We start from the raw sequence: 18,469 nt of genomic DNA, 5'->3' as shown, positions 1-18,469 counted from the left end.
GCGCCCTGCCGAGCGCGCGCCCGACGTACAGCGCCCGCGGCGACCTGACGGAGGCGCGCGGTGCTGCTCGGTGCCCGAGCCCGCCCGCGTCGCGCCGCGAGGACGTATCCGGCGGCGCTCGCACCGGGGCTCGACAGGCGAAGGTGCTTTGGTGTGGAGCGATTGGCCCGCTCGACAGGCGAAGAGTCGAGTCGTGCGGCGGCTGTCTCTGCTAGGCTGCCAGCCTGCGCGGCCGACGGACAGCCCCAGGAGCGCGGTTGACCTGAACCTCGGGCCAGGAGGTCCTACCCAGTGAGCACGATGTCGCAACTCGGCTTGGGACTGCGCATTGCCGCCGCTCTTCTAATTTTCTCATCCAATGTTCACGCCGAGCCCGGAAATGACGCGGTGACCCGCTTGCGTGCGCAGGCGAACGCCGCGCAGGCGGAGGGTCGTTTCGCCGAGTCGCGGGAGCTCTGGGAGGCGATCTGGAAACTGGAGCGCTCGCAGGTCGCCGCCTGCAATATCGGGGCGCTCGCCTACCGGATCGGTGACGCGCCCGCCGCTGTGCGCTGGCTGTCGCTCTGCAAGGAGATCATGCGGCTGCCGAGCACGCCGGAGGAGCGCGACCTCTACGAATCGCGGATCTTCGACCTGGCGCGCGCGCGTCAGCTCGTCGGCGAGCTCCGCATCGTCGTCCCTGCCGGGGCTACCTGCACCATCGACGGCGAGCAGGTCTCGGTCGAGCGCGACAAGACGATTCCCGTCAACCCGGGGCGCCACGCCGTCGTGGCAACGCTGAACGGCGCCGCCGTCCGGGTCGACGTCGATGTTCGCCGCGGGGAGCTCCGCGACGTACGGCTCGATGTGACGGCTCCGGCGCTCAGGCCCACGCCGACGAGGGGCCCTGCGCTCGCGAGCTCGCCGCCGGCTTCCGGGCTGCGGACCGGCCTCATCCTCGGGGGCGCCGCGGCCTCGACGCTCTTCCTGGCGCTCGGCGGCGGGCTGATGGTCGTGGCGCACGACGCGGAGATGAGCCGGAACGAGACCGCGCGCAGCGTCGGCGGCAACAACTGTCTTCGCCTCATCGCGCCGGAGTGCAAGCGGGCCGCCCGGTACGAGAACACCATGTTCACGGCGCGCGAGCTCGGCGCCGCCAGCTTCATCACGGGCGGCGTGCTGGCCGCCGGCACGCTCGGGTTTGCGCTCTTCACGCACCCGCGCGCCGAGATCACCGCGTCGGCCAGCGGCATGACGCTCAGCGGGGTGTGGTGATCCCGGTCCTCCGCTGAGCGCGCCGGCGCGCTGGACGAAGCGGGATGCGCCGTTATCCTCGAGCGCTGGTGAAGCGATGATCCGGCTGGAGCTGGCAGGTGCGCATACGCGGTTGCACTCGACCTTGTGCGGCGCCTGCCCGCAGGGGCCGACCGGCTGCTGCGCCAGCCCGCCGGGGGTCGAGTGGTCGGACATCGGGAGGATCGTGTCGCTCGGCGGCGCAGGCTGGCTGCTCGATCAGATGACCGCAGGCACCCTGCGCCCCGGCCGGCGCGGCCTGCTCATCCTGCGCGTCGAGCCCCAGGGCAGCGACGGCCACCCGCTGCCGAAGAGGTGCGCTTTCCACGGTGCCGAGGGCTGCACCATCCCGCCGCAGCGGCGCGCGGCGACGTGCAATTATTATGTCTGCGACGACGCCTTCGCGCACGGGGGCGAGCTTCGCGGGGCCCCTGAAGCGCTGGCCGGCCGCAGGGCCCATGACGCTCTCGTGGACCTCTACGGGAGCTGGGATCTCGAGCTCGCCGATCGCATCCGTGCAGGCTGGCCAGAGGGCCCTCCCTGGAACGAGGGTTTTCTCGCTTGGCTCGGTCGAGAAGTGGATCGTCTCGCTGCCAGGGCGGTCTCCTCCACGCGGGCGCTCGGGGCTGGATAGCCCACCGCGCGCCGGAGCGCCGGAGCAGGGCGGCCGGGCCACATCTTTCTATGATCGGCGCAATTTCGTCATCGGATGGGCGATCGATGCACGATTTTTATGACGGAGCTGCTTGGACGCTCGCCATGTTAGGACATACTCGTGCCCTCGATGGCTTGTCGCGTCCGGGGGGGCAACTGCCTGCCCGCTCGGGTCGCGCCGAGGAAAGGAGACTTATGTCACGGTGGTTGAAGCTCTCGTTGCTCGCGCTTGGCGCGAGCGCTCTCTTGACCGCGTGCGGGGATGACGGCGAATCGGCCGCTGGCACCAGCAGCACGTCGTCCACGACCGGCGCGGGTGGCGGCGACGCCTCGACGAGCACTTCCGCGTCGGGGAGCGGCGGCGACGGCGGGAGCGGCGGCGGCGACGGCGGGAGCGGCGGCGGCGACGGCGGGAGCGGCGGCGGCGACGGCGGGAGCGGCGGCGGCGCGCCCCTGCGGGCCGAGGCGGAGATCCAGGGGTTGAACTCGAGCGACCTGACCGGGACCGCGGTCTTCACGCAGACCGGAGAGGAGGTGACGCTCACCATCACGCTGTCAGGCTGCCCTGCCGGCGAGCACTCCGCTCACATCCACGAGAACAAGAGCTGCGGCAGCAACGGTGATGATGCGGGCGCCCACTGGGTGCCCAACGGCGAAGGACTCGGCAGCTTCATGTGCGACGCGAGCGGCCAGGGCACGCAGACGGTCAAGCGCGGGACCGACCTCTGGACCGTCGGCGACGACGCGGACACCGACGTGACGAAGTACGCGATCGTCGTGCACGCCGCGGCAGACCCGGCCGCCGGCGGCCGCATCGGCTGCGGCCTCATCGAGCAGGAGTAACCCTCCGCGGAGCTCGCCTGTCCGGGCCCTCCGGGGGGCGTATCGGCCCCCCGGCCGGCGCGCTCTCCCTGGGCTCGGGGCCGCTCGCGCCGTACGTAAACGAGACGAGCGCGGGACTCGGCCGCGGCCAGCTAGCGAGACTCGGAGTCTCTCCTGGGCATCACCGTGACCTCCTGACGCCGGAGGGAGACGGTGCGCTCGATGACGTCCGACGCAGAGAGCTGCAGAAAGATCGATTCGTCGAACCAGCCGGACCTGGACACCACGACGACCTGCATTCCCTGCGGCAGCTCGACGCTGAGCGGCGTCTTGCCGAGCATGCTCCCGTTCCAGCTCACGTTCGCGTCCGCGGGCTCGCTCCGGATCGTGACCTTGGCCTTCGCCACGTTCGGTTCGACCACCTGCTCGGCCCTCGAATCGACAAGAGGCCGGTCTGACGAGGCCGTCTCGACCGGCACCACCTGCCTCTCGAGGAGCAGCGCGACGGTGCCGGCGGTCAGCAACGCCGCCATGCCGAGCGCGGAGGCGAGATAGCCGCGCTGCCGCCAGGACGAGACGCGCCCCACCGTCGCGCCCAGGCTGTCGGGATCGACGGCCACAGGCTCGTGCTGGTAGTTCACGGGGCTGCTGTGATCGCTGAGGACGGGCAGCCCCGCCGCGGTCGCGGAGGGCCACATGGAGCGGTTCATCCCCATGACCATCGAGGCGCGCGGGAACTCGCCGAGCATCGAGGTGCGCTGGATGTCGCCCGTGACGTCCAGCGAGCTCAGGTACTCGAACTGCGTGGTGACCTGCTGGCGCACGAGCGCCCTGCTCTCCGCGAACATCTCGAGCACGTGCGCGCCGAGCTGCTCCGTCCGGATGTCCTCGCCAGAGGCCCGCAGGTAGCTCTCCAGCGCGTCGCCCATCTCCTGCGCGGTGGCGAATCGTCGCGCCGGGTCCCGCTGGAGCGCCCGCGCCACGATCTCTTCGAGCTCCGGGGCGATGTCCGGCACGACGGTGGAGAGCCGGGGGATGTCCCGCGAGAGCAGCTGGTGCATGACGGCGACATGATCGCCGTCGAACAGCCGCCGCATCGCCAGGAGCTCCCAGAGCACGATGCCGATCGCGAAGAGATCGGCCCGCCGGTCGACATCCGCGCTCGCCATCGCCTGCTCGGGCGCGGCGTACGCCATCTTGCCCTTGAACGTTCCATTCTCGGTGTGCGCCGCGTTCAGGGACGCCTTCGCAACGCCGAAATCAACGATCTTTACCGCGCCGTCGTACGTGACGAAGATGTTGTGCGGCGAGACGTCGCGGTGCACGACGCCGATCAGGTCGCCGTCGAAATCCGTGAGCTCATGCGCGTAATGCAGCCCGCGCAGCGCCTCGGCGATGACCCTGACCCACGCCGCGCGGGTGAAGCTCGCGGCGCCGGGACAGCCGCTGACCACCGCCCTCACGATGTCCTTGAGCGGCTGCCCCTCGAGGTACTCCATCACGATGAAGTACCCGCCGCTCTCGCCCCCGATCTCGTAGGTCTGAACGACGTTCGGGTGATTGAGCCGGGCCGAGAGCTTGGCCTCGTCCAGGAACATCAGGACGTAGCGCGGGTCCTCCGCCATCCCGACGCGGAGGCACTTCACAACAACAAGCTTGTTGAACGACCCAGGCCCGCGGGAGACGGCGAGGAACACATCCGCCATTCCACCGCGGCCTAATTTTGCAATCAGGCGGTATCGACCAAGCAAGCTGCTGCTCGCTTGCTGGTTCGTCGAGATGGTTTGGCCGCCTGCATTCACGACATCCCCCGCTATAAGAGCTTAATTACCCCGTTGACCGGAAGTTTGCAAAGACTTTTATGTTTTGGAAACACGCCGCGCACCTCCCGGACGCGTGCCGCGCCGCTCCATCGTCCGGCCGTCACACCGTGCCGTTCTTGCGCAGCGCTCCATCGCAGGCTGAGGGAAAACGCCGCCAAGCCAACGAATGTCATGATCCTAACGAACTGGCCCGAAGTGGGCCGGTTCGTATGTGACCGCGCACACGGAGCGCCCGCCCCACCTCCCAGTCGTCCGGCAACGGTGTCATGTACACCGGCAGGTCGTCGTTCGCCGCGAGCCCGGGGCTCAGCGAGACGTCGACGTCCGCCCTGCGCGGAGCTGCCCCCGCGCTGTCCTGGTCGCTCTTCGAGGAGCGTCTACCAGGGGTCCTGCGCCCAGAACCTGCGCACGACCTCGAGCGTGGCGTCGAGCTGCTCGAAGTGGGGTAGACCCCGCGTGGGCGCGACGCGAGCGACCTCCACACGCGTGTTCTGCTGCTGGAGATCGTCGAGACGATCGAAGCGCGAATACGGGTCCTGATCGTGGACGATCAAGGTGGGGACGGGCAGACGCGCATAAAGGCGCTGGAAGGCACCCTCCGTGAACAGGGCGCCGGAGATGAACGCGAGGGGGGCGCGGTGGGCGCCAGGCTCCTTCGAGGTGCGGATGGCGTAGTCGACAAGGCCGGGATCCGGGGCGCCGACGAAGCTCTTCTTCAGGAACCAGCGAATGCTCGGCGGCGACGCCAGCACGCGATAGAGCGCCTCCGCGACGGGGGGAACGTGCGAGACGGCCCGGAGGACGACGTTCGCGCCAGGCGCCTCGCGGCCGAGCCCCGTCGGGGAGATGAGCACGAGGCTGTGGACGAGGCTCATCTCCTCGCAGGCGACGGCGGCGACGAACTCCGAGGAGAGGGAGAGCGCGATGACGTCGGCGCCGCCCGGCTCGCGCACCACGTCCGTGAGGAAGCGGCGCACGGCGGCGCGGTAGAGCTCGCGATCGTAAGCGCGGTCGGATCGCTCCGAGAGGCCGAATCCCGGGAGATCGAGCGCATAGACAGGCCGCTTCCCGCGCAGCGCATCGAACAGGGGAGCCATCTCCTTGGACGAGGCGGCCGCGTCGACCCCGTGAACGAGCACGACAGGGCGCCCCGCTGCGCGCGTGTCCACGTAATAGGCGAGGCGCCCCGCGCTCCACGTGTCGACATGCCGGACCTCCGCGTCCAGCGCGCCGGCCAGGGGCGCGCGCTCCGTCCTGCGAAGCGCGCTCGGCACGAACCGATCGACGACCCCATCGAGGCTCATCGCACGCGCTCCCATCACGTCTCCTCCGGCGAGGGCATCCCCTCATCATCCGCGCGCTCGAGATCGGCGATGCTCGCGGTCCTCGGAGCCGGCCGCGCCTCGACGCCGCCAGCGTCGGCCCGTCCACCCTGGCCAGCGTCGCGGCGCTCGTCGCGCGCTTCGCGCTCTGCCTGATCCGAGACCTGCTGCGCAGCGCGCACCAGCCGCTCCAGGCGCTCCCCGTCCATGTGATGGCGAGCCCCGTCCGGACCGCCGTGCCGATCCTCGAAGCGGTGGTGCCCGGCATCTGCAGGGCCATGGGACACCGTGCGATCAGGTCGAAGTGTCATTCTCAGCTCCTTCCGCACGAGGTCGAAGCACGGACCGTGCCCCCGCGGACCGCAGCGCCCGGGAAGCTCGTGGCGCCGAAACCGGACCGAACAGGAGCAAAGACGCCTCGAATGTGACCTTTTGCCTCGATCGACCCCCGTTCATGGCAGCAGATCAGGAGCCGCGTCACGAATGGACGCAACAGGGACCCTCCGCGTTCGATCCGGAGGACGTGATCGTCAGTCGAGCTCGTTATTTCCGCTCCGCCGACGCGGAGCGCCTCCAGATCCTGGAAGATCGGGTGCGCGCAGGCGGGGGCGACCGGGCCGCGCCGGCGCTGGAGGCCGAGGGAGCGCTGCCCGGCCGCGATCCCGGGCTCGGGAGCTCAGCCCGCGACGTCGAGCTTCCGGCCGGTCGGCTTGTTGATATCGGCGAAGAAATCGTTGCCCTTGTCGTCGACCACGGTGAAGGCGGGGAAATCCTCGACCTCGATCTTCCAGACCGCCTCCATGCCGAGCTCGGGGTACTCGAGCACCTCGACCTTCTTGATGCAGTCCTTGGCGAGGCGCGCGGCCGGGCCGCCGATCGAGCCCAGGTAGAAGCCGCCGTGCTTCTTGCACGCCGCGGTGACCGCGGGCGAGCGGTTGCCCTTGGCGAGCATGACGTAGCTGCCGCCGCTCGCCTGGAAGAGATCGACGTACGCGTCCATCCGGCCGGCCGTGGTGGGCCCGAACGAGCCGGAGGCATAGCCCGCCGGCGTCTTCGCGGGCCCCGCGTAGTAGACCATGAACTCCTGCATGTAGCTCGGCATGCCGTCGCCGCGATCGAGGCGCTCCTTGATCTTGGCGTGCGCGATGTCGCGCGCGACGATCATCGGCCCGGTCAGCGAGAGCCGCGTCCGGATCGGGTACTTCGAGAGCTCGGCGCGGATCTCGCGCATGGGGCGGCGGAGATCGAGCTTCACGACCTCGCCCCCCAGATCCGCGTCCGTGGTCTCGGGCAGGTACTTCGCGGGATCGGCCTCGAGCTGCTCGAGGAAGATGCCCTCGCGCGTGATCTTGCCGAGGGCCTGCCGGTCCGCGGAGCACGAGACGGCGATGCCCACCGGGCACGACGCGCCGTGCCGCGGCAGGCGGATGACCCGCACGTCATGACAGAAGTACTTGCCCCCGAACTGGGCGCCGATCCCCGTCCGCTGCGCGAGCTCGAGGACCTTCTGCTCGAGGTCGCGATCGCGGAAGCCGCGCCCGCGCGCGTTGCCCTCGGCCGGGAGCGTGTCGAGGTAGCGCGCCGAGGCGAGCTTCGCGACCTTGAGCGTGTGCTCGGCCGAGGTGCCGCCGACGACGATGGCGAGGTGGTACGGCGGGCACGCCGCCGTGCCGAGCGCGCGGATCTTGGCCTCGACGAAGGAGAGCAGGCTCTCGGGGTTCAGGAGCGCCTTGGTCTCCTGGTAAAGATAGCTCTTGTTCGCGGAGCCGCCGCCCTTCGCCATGAACAGGAGCTTGTAGGCGTCGCCGTCCGTCGCGAAGATCTCGATCTGCGCAGGGAGGTTGTCGTTCGTGTTGACCTCCTTGTACATGTCGAGCGGCGCGAGCTGCGAATAGCGGAGGTTCTGCGCGCGGTAGGTCTCGAAGACGCCGCGCGCGATCGCCGCCTCGTCGCCGCCGCCCGTGAAGACGAGCTGGCCCTTCTTGCCCATGATGATGGCCGTGCCGGTGTCCTGGCACGACGGAAGCACGCCCCCCGCGGCGATGCTCGCGTTCTTGAGGAGCTCGAGGGCGACGAAGCGATCGTTCGACGAGGCCTCGGGATCGCCGAGGATCCGCGCGAGCTGCGCGAGGTGACCGGGCCGGAGGAGGTGGGCGATGTCGCGCATGGCCTCGCGCGCGAGCAGCGTGAGCCCCGCCGGCTCGACCTTGAGGAAGGTCGAGCCGGCGGCCTCGAAGGTGGAGACATGGTCGCGGCTGACGAGGCGGTAAGGCGCCTCGTCGTGGCCGAGGGGCAGCATGTCCTGGTACTGAAAATCGGTCATCGTTCGGGTCTCCGGGGGCAGGGAGGCTGCGGGTCTCCCCTCTTTGCATCGCTCCGGCCCCGGGCTCAACACCCGCCCAGCGCCGGCCGTCACGCGGGCAGCTCGCGCTCGACGCCGTCGAGGAGCGCTGCGATCGACCGCAGGAGCGGCTCCCGGGCGCTCCGCACGAAGAAGTGCCCGCCGGGGAACATCTCGACCCGGAAGGGCCCGCGCGTGTGCTCGCGCCAGGCCTCGAGCTCCGCGCGGCCCGCGCGCTCGTCCTCGAGGCCCCCGAAGGCGGAGATCGGGCAATCGAGCGGGGCCTCGGGGACGAACGGCTCGACCTCGTTGACCGCCACATCCGCGCGCAGGGTGGGCAGGAAGAGCGCCAGGAGCTCCGGCTCGCGCAGCACCTCGTCGGGCGTGCCGCCCATTCGGCGGAGCCACGCCAGGAACTCGTGATCGGGCAGGCCGTGGAGCGGCGCCGGGCCGGGCTGGTGGGGCGCGCGCCGGCCCGACAGGAGGAGATGGCGCGGCAAGGGAGCGCCCCGCCGGCGCAGCTCGCGCGCGAGCTCGAAGCTCACCAGCGCGCCGAGGCTGTGGCCGTAGAAGGCGAACGGCTTCGTGAGCCAGCGCTCGAGCGCGGTCGCGAGGGCCTGGACGAGCGGGGTGAGGCGCTCGAAGGGCGGCTCGCTCAGGCGCGCCTCCCGGCCGGGGAGCTTGATCGCGCAGAGCTCCGTGTGCGCCGGGAGCCCGCGCCACCAGGCGCCGTAGCTCGACGAGCCGCCACCGGCATAGGGGAAGCAGAAGAGGCGAAGCCGGGCAGCGGGGTTCGGCCGAGGGCAGCCCACCCAAGGATCGGAGATCGAGCTCGCGGTCATCGTGCGGCGCTCAGCGTAGCTCGACGCCGCCGCGCTCGCCTCCTACCATTTGCTGCCGAGGGCGACACGGATGGTGGCGACCTTCCCCTGGTCCAGGCCGAAGCCGAGGTCGTCGTCCAGCGCGACAAGCGCGCCGACGCGGGTAAACGAGCCCTTCACGAGCGGCTCCCAGCCGATGAACGGCTCCGCCGCCAGCTGGGCGGAGTTGCTCGACGAGAGCGGGAAGGCAGCCTGGAGACGCATGCCGATGCCGAAGTTGCCGAACGGGCGGAACTCGATCTCGTTGCCTTGCTCGATCACGGTCTTCGTGAAGTCCCCTTCCCGCGTCGGCATGAAGATCTGGGCCGCGACGTCGTGGGTGAGGAACAGGACCTTGCCGAAGTGGATCTCGGTCCCGACGCGCGCCCGGAGGGCCCAGTGCCCGAGCAGCACGCGCTGCGCGTCGAAGTAGGCCCGCGCGGGGAAATTCGCCACCGCCGCGGCCTCGAGGCCCGCGCCCGGGTGCGGGTGGAGCGGGACCGTCACGCTCATGCCGCCGAAGAGCGCGAGGTTCTTCAGCGCGTTGCCGGCGTAGTGCAGGCCGAACGTGGGATTGCCGAGGAAGAAATGGCTGTAGTCTGCGGTGCTCCAGAATCGCTTGCCGAACAGGTCCGTGGAGTGGGGGCCCGAGACGTCGCCGTAAGCGAACGGCATCTCCGCGTCGAGGTGGAGCCCCGCGAAGAGCTTGTACTGCATGACGGCGGTGATGGCGACGCCGAGCCGATCGGACGCCGGGAGCGTGACCTCATCCGACCCCGGGCGCGCCTCGACGATCGGCTCCTGGTACGACGAGCTGAGGACGTCGATCTCGAATCCGAACCGGCCTCCCTGGGTCTTCGCCCAGCGCTCCTTCGTCTTGTCCGTGATGGGCTGCCGCGGCGCCGCCTCCTGCGCCAGCGCAGGCGCGGCCAGGGAGAGCATGAGGAACAGGGTGCCAAGAGACGCTTTGGTCGTGCTCACCTGGTGTCTCCCATCTCGTTCTCGACTCACGGGCTCTGCGGGCGATTGACCACCTTGTCGCACTGTGCCGCCGCGTCGCACGGGCGAGGCCCCATGACCGCGGCGCTCGCCCGGATCAATGCAGCCCGAGGGGGCTGGATGCAAGCTTTTTGACCGACGCGACCCTGCGACGCCCTGCGTCGAGCGGCCGCGCCGGTCGCTCGTTCGAGGCGGGGCAGCGCAACGTCGCGACCGGCCCGGCGCGCGCTCAGCGCTGGTCGCGCGCGCTCAGCGCTGGCCGCGGGCTGGGCCGGACCGGCGCTCCAGCCGCGCGGCGAGGTCGCGGCGCTCCTGCGACTCCGCGCCTCCCCGGGCGCGCAGCGCGAGCGCGAGGACGCGCGGGAGATCGAGCGCCTCGCCGCGCGCGCGCATCTCGGAATAGGAGCGCTCGTAATCGCGGGGCACCCGCAGCGACCAGTTGTGATCGCCTATCGTCCCGGGAGCATTGTAGATCTCCTTCACCCCGAGCAGATCGGAGAAGAAGACCATCACGTTCGATGCCTGGCTCGCGAAGAGGTCGGCGAACTTGGCCTGCGCGAGCGCGCGCGGGTCGGACGCGAGCGCGCGCGCCATCGCGCCCTCCTCGGCCGGCGAGGGCGCCAGCCGGGCGGCGAGGTACGCCGCCTGCCGCTCGAGCGCGGAGGCGCGCGCCCACGTGTCGACGAGCCGCCAGAGCGGCGGCGTGTCGTGGGTCCCCACCATGATCCAGTCGGAGGGCGCGGCGTTCTCGCTGCGATAGACGTCCTTCGGGTTGTCGAGATCCGCCTTCTGCGTGACCCGGAAGCGCCCGAGCCCGTGCCGCTCGAGGACGGCCCTGAGCGGGTACGGGAGCGTGCTCAGGACCTCGCACACGACGTCGGTGATGGCGCGCCCGTGGGCCTCCGCGCAGCGCGCGATGGTGTCGAAGATGGCGCTGTAGCGCCCGACCTGCTCCGGCGTCAGCGAGGAGACCCAGTCGTCCGCGTACCGGGGCACGGCGCGGTTCAGCTGCGCAGGAGAGACGATCGCGTAGCGGGCGAGCAGCGGATGGTCCGGCAGGTCGGGCGACGAGAAGAGCCGCGCCCCACCCTGGACCGCGCGGAGCGGATCGGGGGCGCCGGCGGCGTACACCCACGGGCAGACGAGGCCGTGCGGGTGATCGAGGCGCACGCCGTCGAACTCGTCGAACATCTTGTCCATCCGCGCCCGCACGAGCGCGAGCGCGCCGGAGGAGCCGTCCGTGTACTGCGCCGGATCCAGGACAGGGTAGTTCCACACCTGGCCCTCCGGGTTGGTCCGGCTCGGCGGCGCCCCCATCAGATAGCCCTTCAGGAAGACCGATTGATAGGCCCAGGCATCCTGAGGCGAATAGCCAATCTGCAGATCTCCATAGAGCTTGAGCCCGAGCTCGGCCGTCACCGCCCGGAGCGCCGCGTGCTGCTCGTGCGCGAGGAGCTGGCAGAAGGCGTAGAGGTCGAGCTCGTCGCGGTACCGGTCGAGGAGCTCCCTCCTGCGCTCCGCGCAGGCGACCGCCTCGCCCGGGCCGGGCGCCCAGAGGCGGCGATCCAGCTCCGGCGCGCCGGACCAGCCGTGAAACCAGTCGCTCCGATGCTCGTCGCAGAGGGGGCCGTAAAGCCCATCCCGCTCGAGCCACGCCGCGTTCCGCTTCCTGAACGCGTCGAGCCGAGCGGCGAGGGCCCCGAGCTCGCCGCGCCTCCGCCGGTCGACGAACGACGCGTACGCCTCGCGCAGCGCGGCGCGCTGCGCGCGGTGGGCATAGCCGTGCAGCGCGCGCCCCTCGCTGCCGCCGGGCTTCCCGGCCACGATCTTCCTCACCGACTCGGGGCGGAGGAGCGCGCCCCAGGGGCCGTCCTCCGCCAGCCGGGCGAGCGCGATCGACAGCGTGCTCCGCGAGAAGATGGCGCCGTCGTACGGAGACGCGTTGTCGGCCGAGGTCTCCCCCTGGGGCCCGAGCTGGACGCCGTTGAACCCGAGATCGCGCGCAAACCGGAGGAACCGGCGCCCCCCGTCGGTGTACGGGGACCCGCGCCCGGTGTCCTCGGCGTCGTCCGACGGAAAGCTCGGATCGTGGATCGCGAGCACGAGATTGCGGATGCCCAGGAGCTGCAATGCGGCCCTGACGAGCCCCCGCTCGTCCTCGCCCCCGCGCGCCTGGGCCTCTGCCGCGTCGCCCCTGTCGTCGCCGACGTCCTTCATCGCGGTAGGTATAGCGATGAACGGATCGGCCCGCCAAGGCGCGAAATCAGGGACAGATGCGCCTAGGTGGCTTGATTACATCGCTGTCCGGCGAAACCCGATCACCGCGATCAGGCCCCGAGGCGCGTGCCCGCCGCGACCCCCGCGGTCGCGCCCGCGGCCTCAGCCGCCGGGAGCGTGAAGAAGAACGTGCTCCCCTCACCCACCTTGCTCTCGACCCAGATCCGCCCGCCGTGCACCTCGACGAGCGCCTTCGCGATCGAGAGGCCGAGCCCCGTGCCCTTGTGGGCGGTCTCCTTCGCCTGCCAGTAGCGCTCGAAGATCCTCGTCCGCTGGTCCTCCGGGATGCCCGGGCCGGTGTCGCGCACCGAGAGGCGCACCTCCCTGCCCCACGGCTCGGCGCGGAGCGCGACCTCGCCGCCCGCGGGCGTGAACTTGATCGCGTTGCCGACGATGTTCGCGATCACCTGCAGGACCCGCTCGCGGTCGCACAGCGCCCGCTCGACGCCGAGCTCGATGCAGTGCTCCAGGCGCAGCGACTTCTCCGCCGCCTCCTCGCGCAGGAGCTCGAGGGCGTCGCTCAGCAGGACGGCGACGTCGTGCGGCACCGGCTGGATCGAGATGTGGCCGCCGTCGAGCTTCGCCAGGTCGAGCAGATCGCGGATGAGGCGGTTCATGCGATCGGCCGACTTCTGGATGCGCTCGACCGGGCGCCGCAGATCGACCGCCTCGTCCGAGCTCGGCAGCTTCCGGCGCAGGAGGCTCGTGTTCATGACGATGGTCGCGAGCGGGCTCTTGAGATCGTGCGACACCACCGCGACGAGCTCCTCGCGCGCCCGGATCGCCCGCTGCGCGCTCTCGTAGAGCCGCGCGTTGTCGATCGCCAGCGCGGCCCGCCGCCCGAGATCCTCGGCGAGCGCCCGGTCCTCGATGCCGTACAGGAGATCGTCGCGGCCCGAGGCGATGGTGAGCACGCCGAGCATCGTGCCGCGCGTGACGAGCGGCACGGAGATGTAGCGCCGGAGGCCGAGCTCCCGGAGGAGCGCCTCGCTGGCGGACACCGGCGGCTCGCTCTCGACCGCGCCGCGCTCGCCCTCGGGGGCGGGCGCGTCGGCGATCTCGCAGAGCACCGCCTCGCCCGTCTGCATCACGCGCGCCACGCCGGACGGAAGGACCGCCTCCATCGGCATCTGGCCCTGCAGCAGGCGCGCGAGCTCGCTCTTCTGGGGGTTGGCGTGGACGACGACCGCGCGCCGGAGCATCGCCTCGCGCTCGATGATGTCGACCATGCACCAGTCCGCGACGAACGGGACCGGCAGCCGCGCGACGCGGACCAGCGTGGCCTCGTAGTTGAGCGAGCTGGAGAGCAGCCGGCTCGCCTCCGAGAGGAACGCGGCGCGGCGCTGCGCCGCCTCCGCCGCGGCGCGCCCCGCCTCCGCGGCGGCGAGGTTCCGCGCCCGCTCGAGCTCGTTCTCGATCATGCGCGCGTAGAGCAGGCGGTGCACGAGCGCCGTGCGGAAGGTCCCCGCGAGCCGGCGCATCATGCCCCGGTACCGCGGCGCGAACGGGGGCTCGCCCTCGAAGCAGAGGATGAGCCCGGAGGCGCCGCTGTCGCCCTGCCCCTCCAGCGAGAAGTGCCACGTCACGAGCCCGTGCCGCGCGAGCTCGGGGTACGGCAAGCGGAGGCCCGCGCCCTCGCCCGCGGGCTCGCCCGCCGCGGCCGGCGACCGCGGCGGGATGGGCAGCGCGCGCGAGCTCGCCGAGAGCCCCGCGGCGTCGAGGAGCCGCGGGGCGAGGGGCGTCGGCTCGACGAGCACGAGCACCGCGATGCAGCTCAGCCGCTCGGCGAGCCGCTCCAGGAAGATCGCCATCGACTGGCGCGGATCGAAGAGATCGAGCGCTGCGACCGTGAGCTCCTGGAGGACGCTGAGGAGCGCCAGCCTTTCCTCCTGGATCTCGTGGTCTGAACCGCTCGGCATACAGGGCTCCCGCCGCGCCTGGCTCAGGCCCCCAGCGCGAGCACGACGGCGGTCTTGTTGTGGAACTGCGGCACCCCCCGGCCGAGCGTGCCCACCTCCCCGAACGTCAGACAGCCCATCACCGGAACGCTCTGGCCGAGCTCGCTCTCGAAGGTCGTCAGCTCGTCGCGCACCGTGTCGCCGAGCATCATGCACCGCGAGATGCAGTCGAACACGAACGCGCCGGCGATCGGCCCGGCCACCGCGTCGCGCGCCGTGGTCGCGGCCTCGCGCGCCGCGCCGACGAGGCCGCTGGGGTCGCCCTCCATGACGCGGATGAGGCAGCCGTCCGGGACCTCGCCGACGCAGTAGAGGCCGCCCGGCGAGACCACGCGCAGCGGGTCGCGGATGACGTGCTCGCCGTCGGCCTGCGGGATGCCGAGCGGGTGGGTCATGGCGAAGGAAGCGAAGCCCTCGAGGTTGACCTGATCGCCCCTCGCCCGCGCGGTGCGCTGGTAGACCGAGAAGGCGCTCTCGTACTCGAGCTCCGCGAGGACCGTGCCCTCGGCGCGGGTGACCATCGTCGGCGGCCCGTAGGGCCGGAAGCCGTGGCGGATCCCGGTGGCCATGCGCGCCGGCGAGTCGATCGCGACCACGACCGCGCTGTCCGAGTAGGCGCGGCCGCCCGCGAACTGCGCGGTGCGCACGAAGCGGAGGTTGTCGCCCGCGCCGCCGCCGGCCCAGACGACGCCCGTGCCGCCGACCTCGACCGCGCCGCGCACGACGTCGGCCGCGTTGCCCGTGAGCGCGTCCGGCAGCACGATGAGCGCGCGGCTCCACCCCGCCGGAACGGACGAGGGGAACGCCTCGAGCGCGCGCGCGGCGGCGAGCACGCCGGCGCGCCGCCCGTCCTGGCTCACCGGCTGCGCGACCCCGACGCCCACGCGCACGGTCTCCGAGGCGACGAGCCCCACGACGAGCCCCTGCCGGAGGAGCCGGCTGCCCGCGAAGACCCCCGCCGTGCAGCACCCCGCCCACGGGACCCCGGGCAGCTCGCTCGTCATGGCCGCAGCGAGCGCGTCGGCGTCGTATTGATCCGTCGACAAGACGAGCGCGAAGGCGGGTCGGGGCGGCGGTGAAGCGTGCTCGGAGCGCGCCGACCCGCGGAGCGCCGCAGCCACGGCCTCCGAGGCAGCCTTCTTTGGATCCGCCGTGGAGCTCGCCCCCACAAACATCTGTGTCGCCATGTTCTCTTCCCCCCCTCGGAATGTAGGCACTCGCGTTATACTGGAGATTCACCCGAACGTCACGACGCGCGCATTCTCCTGGGATGTCGTCCGTACAGGGCGCTCCCGCTCCTCGCTCGACTCGCGATTTTCCCGGCGCGACGCTCTCGGAGAAGAGCCGGACAGAGCCGCGAAAGGGCCTGCGAGACGAGACCTGCGGAGCGGAGGTAGGCGCCCGAGACCGAGGGAGCAGAATCCTTATCCTTCAATACGACCACGTCGCCTGCAAGCTCGTCGGCGCGCAGGACACCCCCGGAGTCGCTCGCGTCGCTCGCGTCGATTGCACAGAAGCAATCAGGGTCGTGCGCAAGCGCCGGACAACGCAGCGCACCACGCGAGCCAACGTGGGATTGCGTGCCGCTGTCGACGACGTCTTGATGCCCAAGGCGGAATTGCAGCACATCGCCTGGGAGCGGCCGGACGAGGTGTGGTTGAGCTCCTGAGGGGGCGGCCAGCGCGGGAGTCCGGAGAAGGGATGATCAGGACCTGCTCAGGGATCCGCCCACAGCAGCGCGTACGTCAGGGGGTGCCAGAACCCGCCGCGCGCCGCTTCCGGGGCAGCGCCGACGGCCACGAGCACGAGCCCCTGGCCGTTCGCGATGCTGTCCGCCGGCACGTCGCTGCTCGCCAGGATCTCGCGCATCGGCACCGAGGACGTCACCTTCGCCGCGAGCGGATCGTAGATCTCGATCTCGACCTCGTCGAGCGTGCCCAGATCGCCGCGCGAGAGGCCGGCGAACGGCGGGGAGGGCGAGATCGCGCCGTACGAGAGGTCCTGCGCGACGGCCGCCGCGCTCGCCTCCGCGCGCCCGGGCGCGAGCCGCACGTGGACCCTCGGCGTCGCCGCGCTCGCGTGCGCGACCTGGAGGCTCAGCCTGTCGAAGCGCGTCCGCCGCGACATGGCGACCGCCACGAGGCCGGCGGTCGGCGTGTCGACCGTGTAGGCGTCGCCGCAGCCCTGCTTCTCCCCGGCGTGCGTGTGCCCCTCGCCGCCGAGGCAGCCGGTGGCGACCAGCAGGAGGCTCTTCTCCTCGGCGAACACCGGCGCCGGCAGCACGGGGAGCCCCGCGGCCACGATCTGCGCCGCGGGCTCCGCGGCGAGCGCGAGGATCTCGGCGCAGTCGAGCCCCTCGGTCGCGTCGAGGTCGCCGGCGATCGCGTGCGCTTGCACGCGGGTCCCCTCGGGGATCGCCGCGCCGAGCGGCTCGATCACGCGGGCCCGGGCGAAGGGGAGGCCGGCGCTCGGCCAGGGCTCCACGCCGGCGCCGGTGCCGTCGGGGTAGGCGAGGAAGCAGAAGCGGACCGCGTCGTGATCGCCGACGCCGTTCACCACCGTGAGCTTCGTCGGCCCTGGCGGCTCGACCGCCTCGCCGCCGCCCGTGCCGGTGGTGGTCGCGCTGCTCGCGGTCGTCCCCGCGCCGCCGCCGGCGCCGGACGTGCTCGCCGCGCCCGGCGGATCTCGGCCGAGGAGATCGTGGTCCTGCGTGCAGCCGGCTCCGCCGAGCGCGGCGAGCAGGATCCCTCCGAGGCAGGCCCAGCCGATCGAGAGAACACGGTGCAGCACGCTGCGAGCTTACCGTGCTAGGCGGGGTCGATGCGGGTCCATCTCACCGCGACAGCCGCCGCCGCCGTCCGCCGCGGCCACCCGTGGGTGTACCGAGACGGCATCGCGGGCGGCGGCGGGAACGCGGGCCCTCCCGGGGAGCGCCGGCGCGGGGAGCGCTCGCCTCGCGCCGGCGGCGGCGCCGCGGCCGCCGCGTCGGGGGACGTTGTCGAGCTGTCGGCCGAGGGCGCGTTCCTCGGGCGGGGGCTCTGGGACGCCGACTCGGCGATCGCCGTCCGCGTCTTCCAGCGCACGCCGGCGCCGGCGCTCGACGAGCGCGCCATCGCCGAGCGGCTCGAGCGCGCCTTCGCCCTGCGCGACGGCTGGTTCGCCGGCCGCGACACGACGGCCTACCGCCTGTGCAACGGCGAGGGGGACCGGGTGCCCTCGCTGGTCATCGATCGGTACGACCGCGTCGCGGTGATCCGCCTCGACGGCGGCATGCTCGCGCCGTGGCTCGATCGCCTGCTCCCGCACCTCGCGCGCGCGCTGGGCGCCTGCGGCGTGCGCTCGATCGGCCTGCGCGCGCGCGCGCCTTCGGCGAGCGGGGACGCGGAGGGGAAGGAGGGGAAGAAGCTCGCGCACCTGCACGGGCCGCCGCTGCCGGATCGCCTCTTCGTGAGGGAGACGGGGGTCGCGATGGAGGTCGATCTCGCGCGAGGGCAGAAGACGGGGGCGTTCCTCGACCAGCGCGACAATCGCGCCCGCGTGCGCGCGCTCGCGGCGGGGCGCGGGCGCGTGCTGAACCTGTTCAGCTACGCGGGGGGCTTCTCGGTGGCGGCGGCGCTCGGCGGCGCGGGGCGGGTCACCTCCGTGGACTCGGCGCCGGCCGCGCACGCGTCCGCGCAGCGCACGTTCCGCGAGAACGGCGTCGATCCGGCGGCGCACGACTTCGTGACGGCGGACGCGTTCGACTTCCTCGAGAAGGCCCGCGGCCGCGGCGACCGGTACGATCTCGTCATCTGCGATCCGCCGAGCTTCGCGCCGAGCGAGCGCGCCAAGCCGCGCGCGCTCGGCGCCTACCGGCGGCTGCACACCGCGGTCGCGCGCGTGCTCGATCGAGGCGGCGTGCTGTGCGCGGCGTCGTGCTCGAGCCACATCACGATGGAGGACTTCCTGGCGACGCTCGACGACGCCACGCTGGAGCGGGACGACCTGCGGGTCCGGGCGATCCACGGACAGCCGGAGGACCACCCGACGCTGCCGGCGTGGTGGGAGGGGCGGTATCTCAAGTTCGTTGTGCTGGAGTGAGCTTGTCGATGCGCTGCGGGCGGAAGTGCGCGGGCGCGGTCGTCACGGTCGGCGTCAACGT

General features: G+C 71.8%; 14 protein-coding genes. 4 read left to right on the top strand and 10 right to left on the bottom strand.

The genetic code is table 11. The annotated features are described in order from the left end of the window. Window positions 1–300 precede the first annotated feature (300 nt). The 3 genes from WMF17_RS02575 (at window position 301) to WMF17_RS02565 (ending at window position 2,769) form a co-directional block, all read left to right on the top strand. Window positions 301–1,254 carry a hypothetical protein gene (locus WMF17_RS02575; RefSeq protein WP_437647925.1) on the top strand — a complete coding sequence of 318 codons (954 nt, stop codon included), beginning with the start codon at window positions 301–303 and terminating at the stop codon, window positions 1,252–1,254. Between the two features lie 76 nt (window positions 1,255–1,330). Next, complete coding sequence (locus tag WMF17_RS02570) at window positions 1,331–1,906, top strand: hypothetical protein (protein ID WP_437647923.1); 576 nt, start codon at window positions 1,331–1,333, stop codon at window positions 1,904–1,906. A gap of 215 nt (window positions 1,907–2,121) precedes the next feature. After that, on the top strand, window positions 2,122–2,769 hold the full coding sequence (locus WMF17_RS02565; RefSeq protein WP_437647921.1) for a superoxide dismutase family protein: 648 nt from the start codon (window positions 2,122–2,124) through the stop codon (window positions 2,767–2,769). 131 nt (window positions 2,770–2,900) lie between these two features. Here WMF17_RS02565 and WMF17_RS02560 read toward each other — a convergent pair whose 3' ends face one another. The 10 genes from WMF17_RS02560 to WMF17_RS02515 all read right to left on the bottom strand — a co-directional run bounded on the left by WMF17_RS02560 (window position 2,901) and on the right by WMF17_RS02515 (window position 17,118). After that, entirely contained in the window at window positions 2,901–4,550 is a 1,650-nt protein-coding gene (locus WMF17_RS02560; RefSeq protein WP_437600377.1) for a protein kinase domain-containing protein, read from the bottom strand. Between the two features lie 398 nt (window positions 4,551–4,948). Then, window positions 4,949–5,890 carry an alpha/beta fold hydrolase gene (locus WMF17_RS02555; protein ID WP_437600376.1) on the bottom strand — a complete coding sequence of 314 codons (942 nt, stop codon included), beginning with the start codon at window positions 5,888–5,890 and terminating at the stop codon, window positions 4,949–4,951. Beyond that, complete coding sequence (locus WMF17_RS02550; RefSeq protein WP_437600375.1) at window positions 5,890–6,204, bottom strand: hypothetical protein; 315 nt, start codon at window positions 6,202–6,204, stop codon at window positions 5,890–5,892. The genes WMF17_RS02555 and WMF17_RS02550 overlap by 1 nt, the downstream gene beginning before the upstream one ends. Before the next feature lie 365 nt (window positions 6,205–6,569). After that, the gene (locus WMF17_RS02545; protein ID WP_437647920.1) at window positions 6,570–8,216 is read right to left on the bottom strand and encodes a fumarate hydratase; all 1,647 of its coding nucleotides are present in this window, start codon (window positions 8,214–8,216) and stop codon (window positions 6,570–6,572) included. Between the two features lie 89 nt (window positions 8,217–8,305). Next, window positions 8,306–9,076, bottom strand: coding sequence for a thioesterase II family protein (locus WMF17_RS02540; RefSeq protein ID WP_437647918.1), 771 nt, complete (start codon window positions 9,074–9,076; stop codon window positions 8,306–8,308). 42 nt (window positions 9,077–9,118) lie between these two features. Then, window positions 9,119–10,075, bottom strand: a complete 957-nt coding sequence (locus tag WMF17_RS02535) for a hypothetical protein (protein ID WP_437647916.1) — start codon at window positions 10,073–10,075, stop codon at window positions 9,119–9,121. 267 nt (window positions 10,076–10,342) lie between these two features. Continuing rightward, the gene (locus tag WMF17_RS02530; protein ID WP_437647914.1) at window positions 10,343–12,310 is read right to left on the bottom strand and encodes a 4-alpha-glucanotransferase; all 1,968 of its coding nucleotides are present in this window, start codon (window positions 12,308–12,310) and stop codon (window positions 10,343–10,345) included. Window positions 12,311–12,420: 110 nt separating this feature from the next. Then, window positions 12,421–14,289, bottom strand: coding sequence for an ATP-binding protein (locus WMF17_RS02525; RefSeq protein WP_437647912.1), 1,869 nt, complete (start codon window positions 14,287–14,289; stop codon window positions 12,421–12,423). A gap of 23 nt (window positions 14,290–14,312) precedes the next feature. After that, a complete protein-coding gene (locus WMF17_RS02520) occupies window positions 14,313–15,515 on the bottom strand; it encodes an FIST signal transduction protein (protein ID WP_437600368.1) in 1,203 nt (400 codons plus the stop codon). A 529-nt stretch (window positions 15,516–16,044) separates the two neighbouring features. Continuing rightward, complete coding sequence (locus WMF17_RS02515; protein ID WP_437647910.1) at window positions 16,045–17,118, bottom strand: hypothetical protein; 1,074 nt, start codon at window positions 17,116–17,118, stop codon at window positions 16,045–16,047. A 30-nt stretch (window positions 17,119–17,148) separates the two neighbouring features. On the opposite strand from WMF17_RS02515, the gene WMF17_RS02510 reads away from it, so the two are divergent. Continuing rightward, window positions 17,149–18,408 (top strand): class I SAM-dependent rRNA methyltransferase, encoded by a 1,260-nt coding sequence (locus WMF17_RS02510; protein WP_437600366.1) that lies wholly within the window; start codon window positions 17,149–17,151, stop codon window positions 18,406–18,408. Window positions 18,409–18,469: the final 61 nt, after the last annotated feature.

The sequence above is a fragment of the Sorangium sp. So ce362 genome, from assembly GCF_051519845.1.
Lineage (GTDB): Bacteria > Myxococcota_A > Polyangia > Polyangiales > Polyangiaceae > Sorangium.
This window is presented reverse-complemented; position numbering and strand designations above follow the sequence as displayed.

Coding starts and splice junctions, on each gene's coding strand:
- WMF17_RS02575 (WP_437647925.1), top strand. CDS start 301: ATGTCGCAACTCGGCTTGGGACTGCGCATTGCCGCCGCTCTTCTAATT.
- WMF17_RS02570 (WP_437647923.1), top strand. CDS start 1,331: ATGATCCGGCTGGAGCTGGCAGGTGCGCATACGCGGTTGCACTCGACC.
- WMF17_RS02565 (WP_437647921.1), top strand. CDS start 2,122: ATGTCACGGTGGTTGAAGCTCTCGTTGCTCGCGCTTGGCGCGAGCGCT.
- WMF17_RS02555 (WP_437600376.1), bottom strand. CDS start 5,890: ATGGGAGCGCGTGCGATGAGCCTCGATGGGGTCGTCGATCGGTTCGTG.
- WMF17_RS02550 (WP_437600375.1), bottom strand. CDS start 6,204: ATGACACTTCGACCTGATCGCACGGTGTCCCATGGCCCTGCAGATGCC.
- WMF17_RS02545 (WP_437647920.1), bottom strand. CDS start 8,216: ATGACCGATTTTCAGTACCAGGACATGCTGCCCCTCGGCCACGACGAG.
- WMF17_RS02540 (WP_437647918.1), bottom strand. CDS start 9,076: ATGACCGCGAGCTCGATCTCCGATCCTTGGGTGGGCTGCCCTCGGCCG.
- WMF17_RS02530 (WP_437647914.1), bottom strand. CDS start 12,310: ATGAAGGACGTCGGCGACGACAGGGGCGACGCGGCAGAGGCCCAGGCG.
- WMF17_RS02525 (WP_437647912.1), bottom strand. CDS start 14,289: ATGCCGAGCGGTTCAGACCACGAGATCCAGGAGGAAAGGCTGGCGCTC.
- WMF17_RS02520 (WP_437600368.1), bottom strand. CDS start 15,515: ATGGCGACACAGATGTTTGTGGGGGCGAGCTCCACGGCGGATCCAAAG.
- WMF17_RS02510 (WP_437600366.1), top strand. CDS start 17,149: ATGCGGGTCCATCTCACCGCGACAGCCGCCGCCGCCGTCCGCCGCGGC.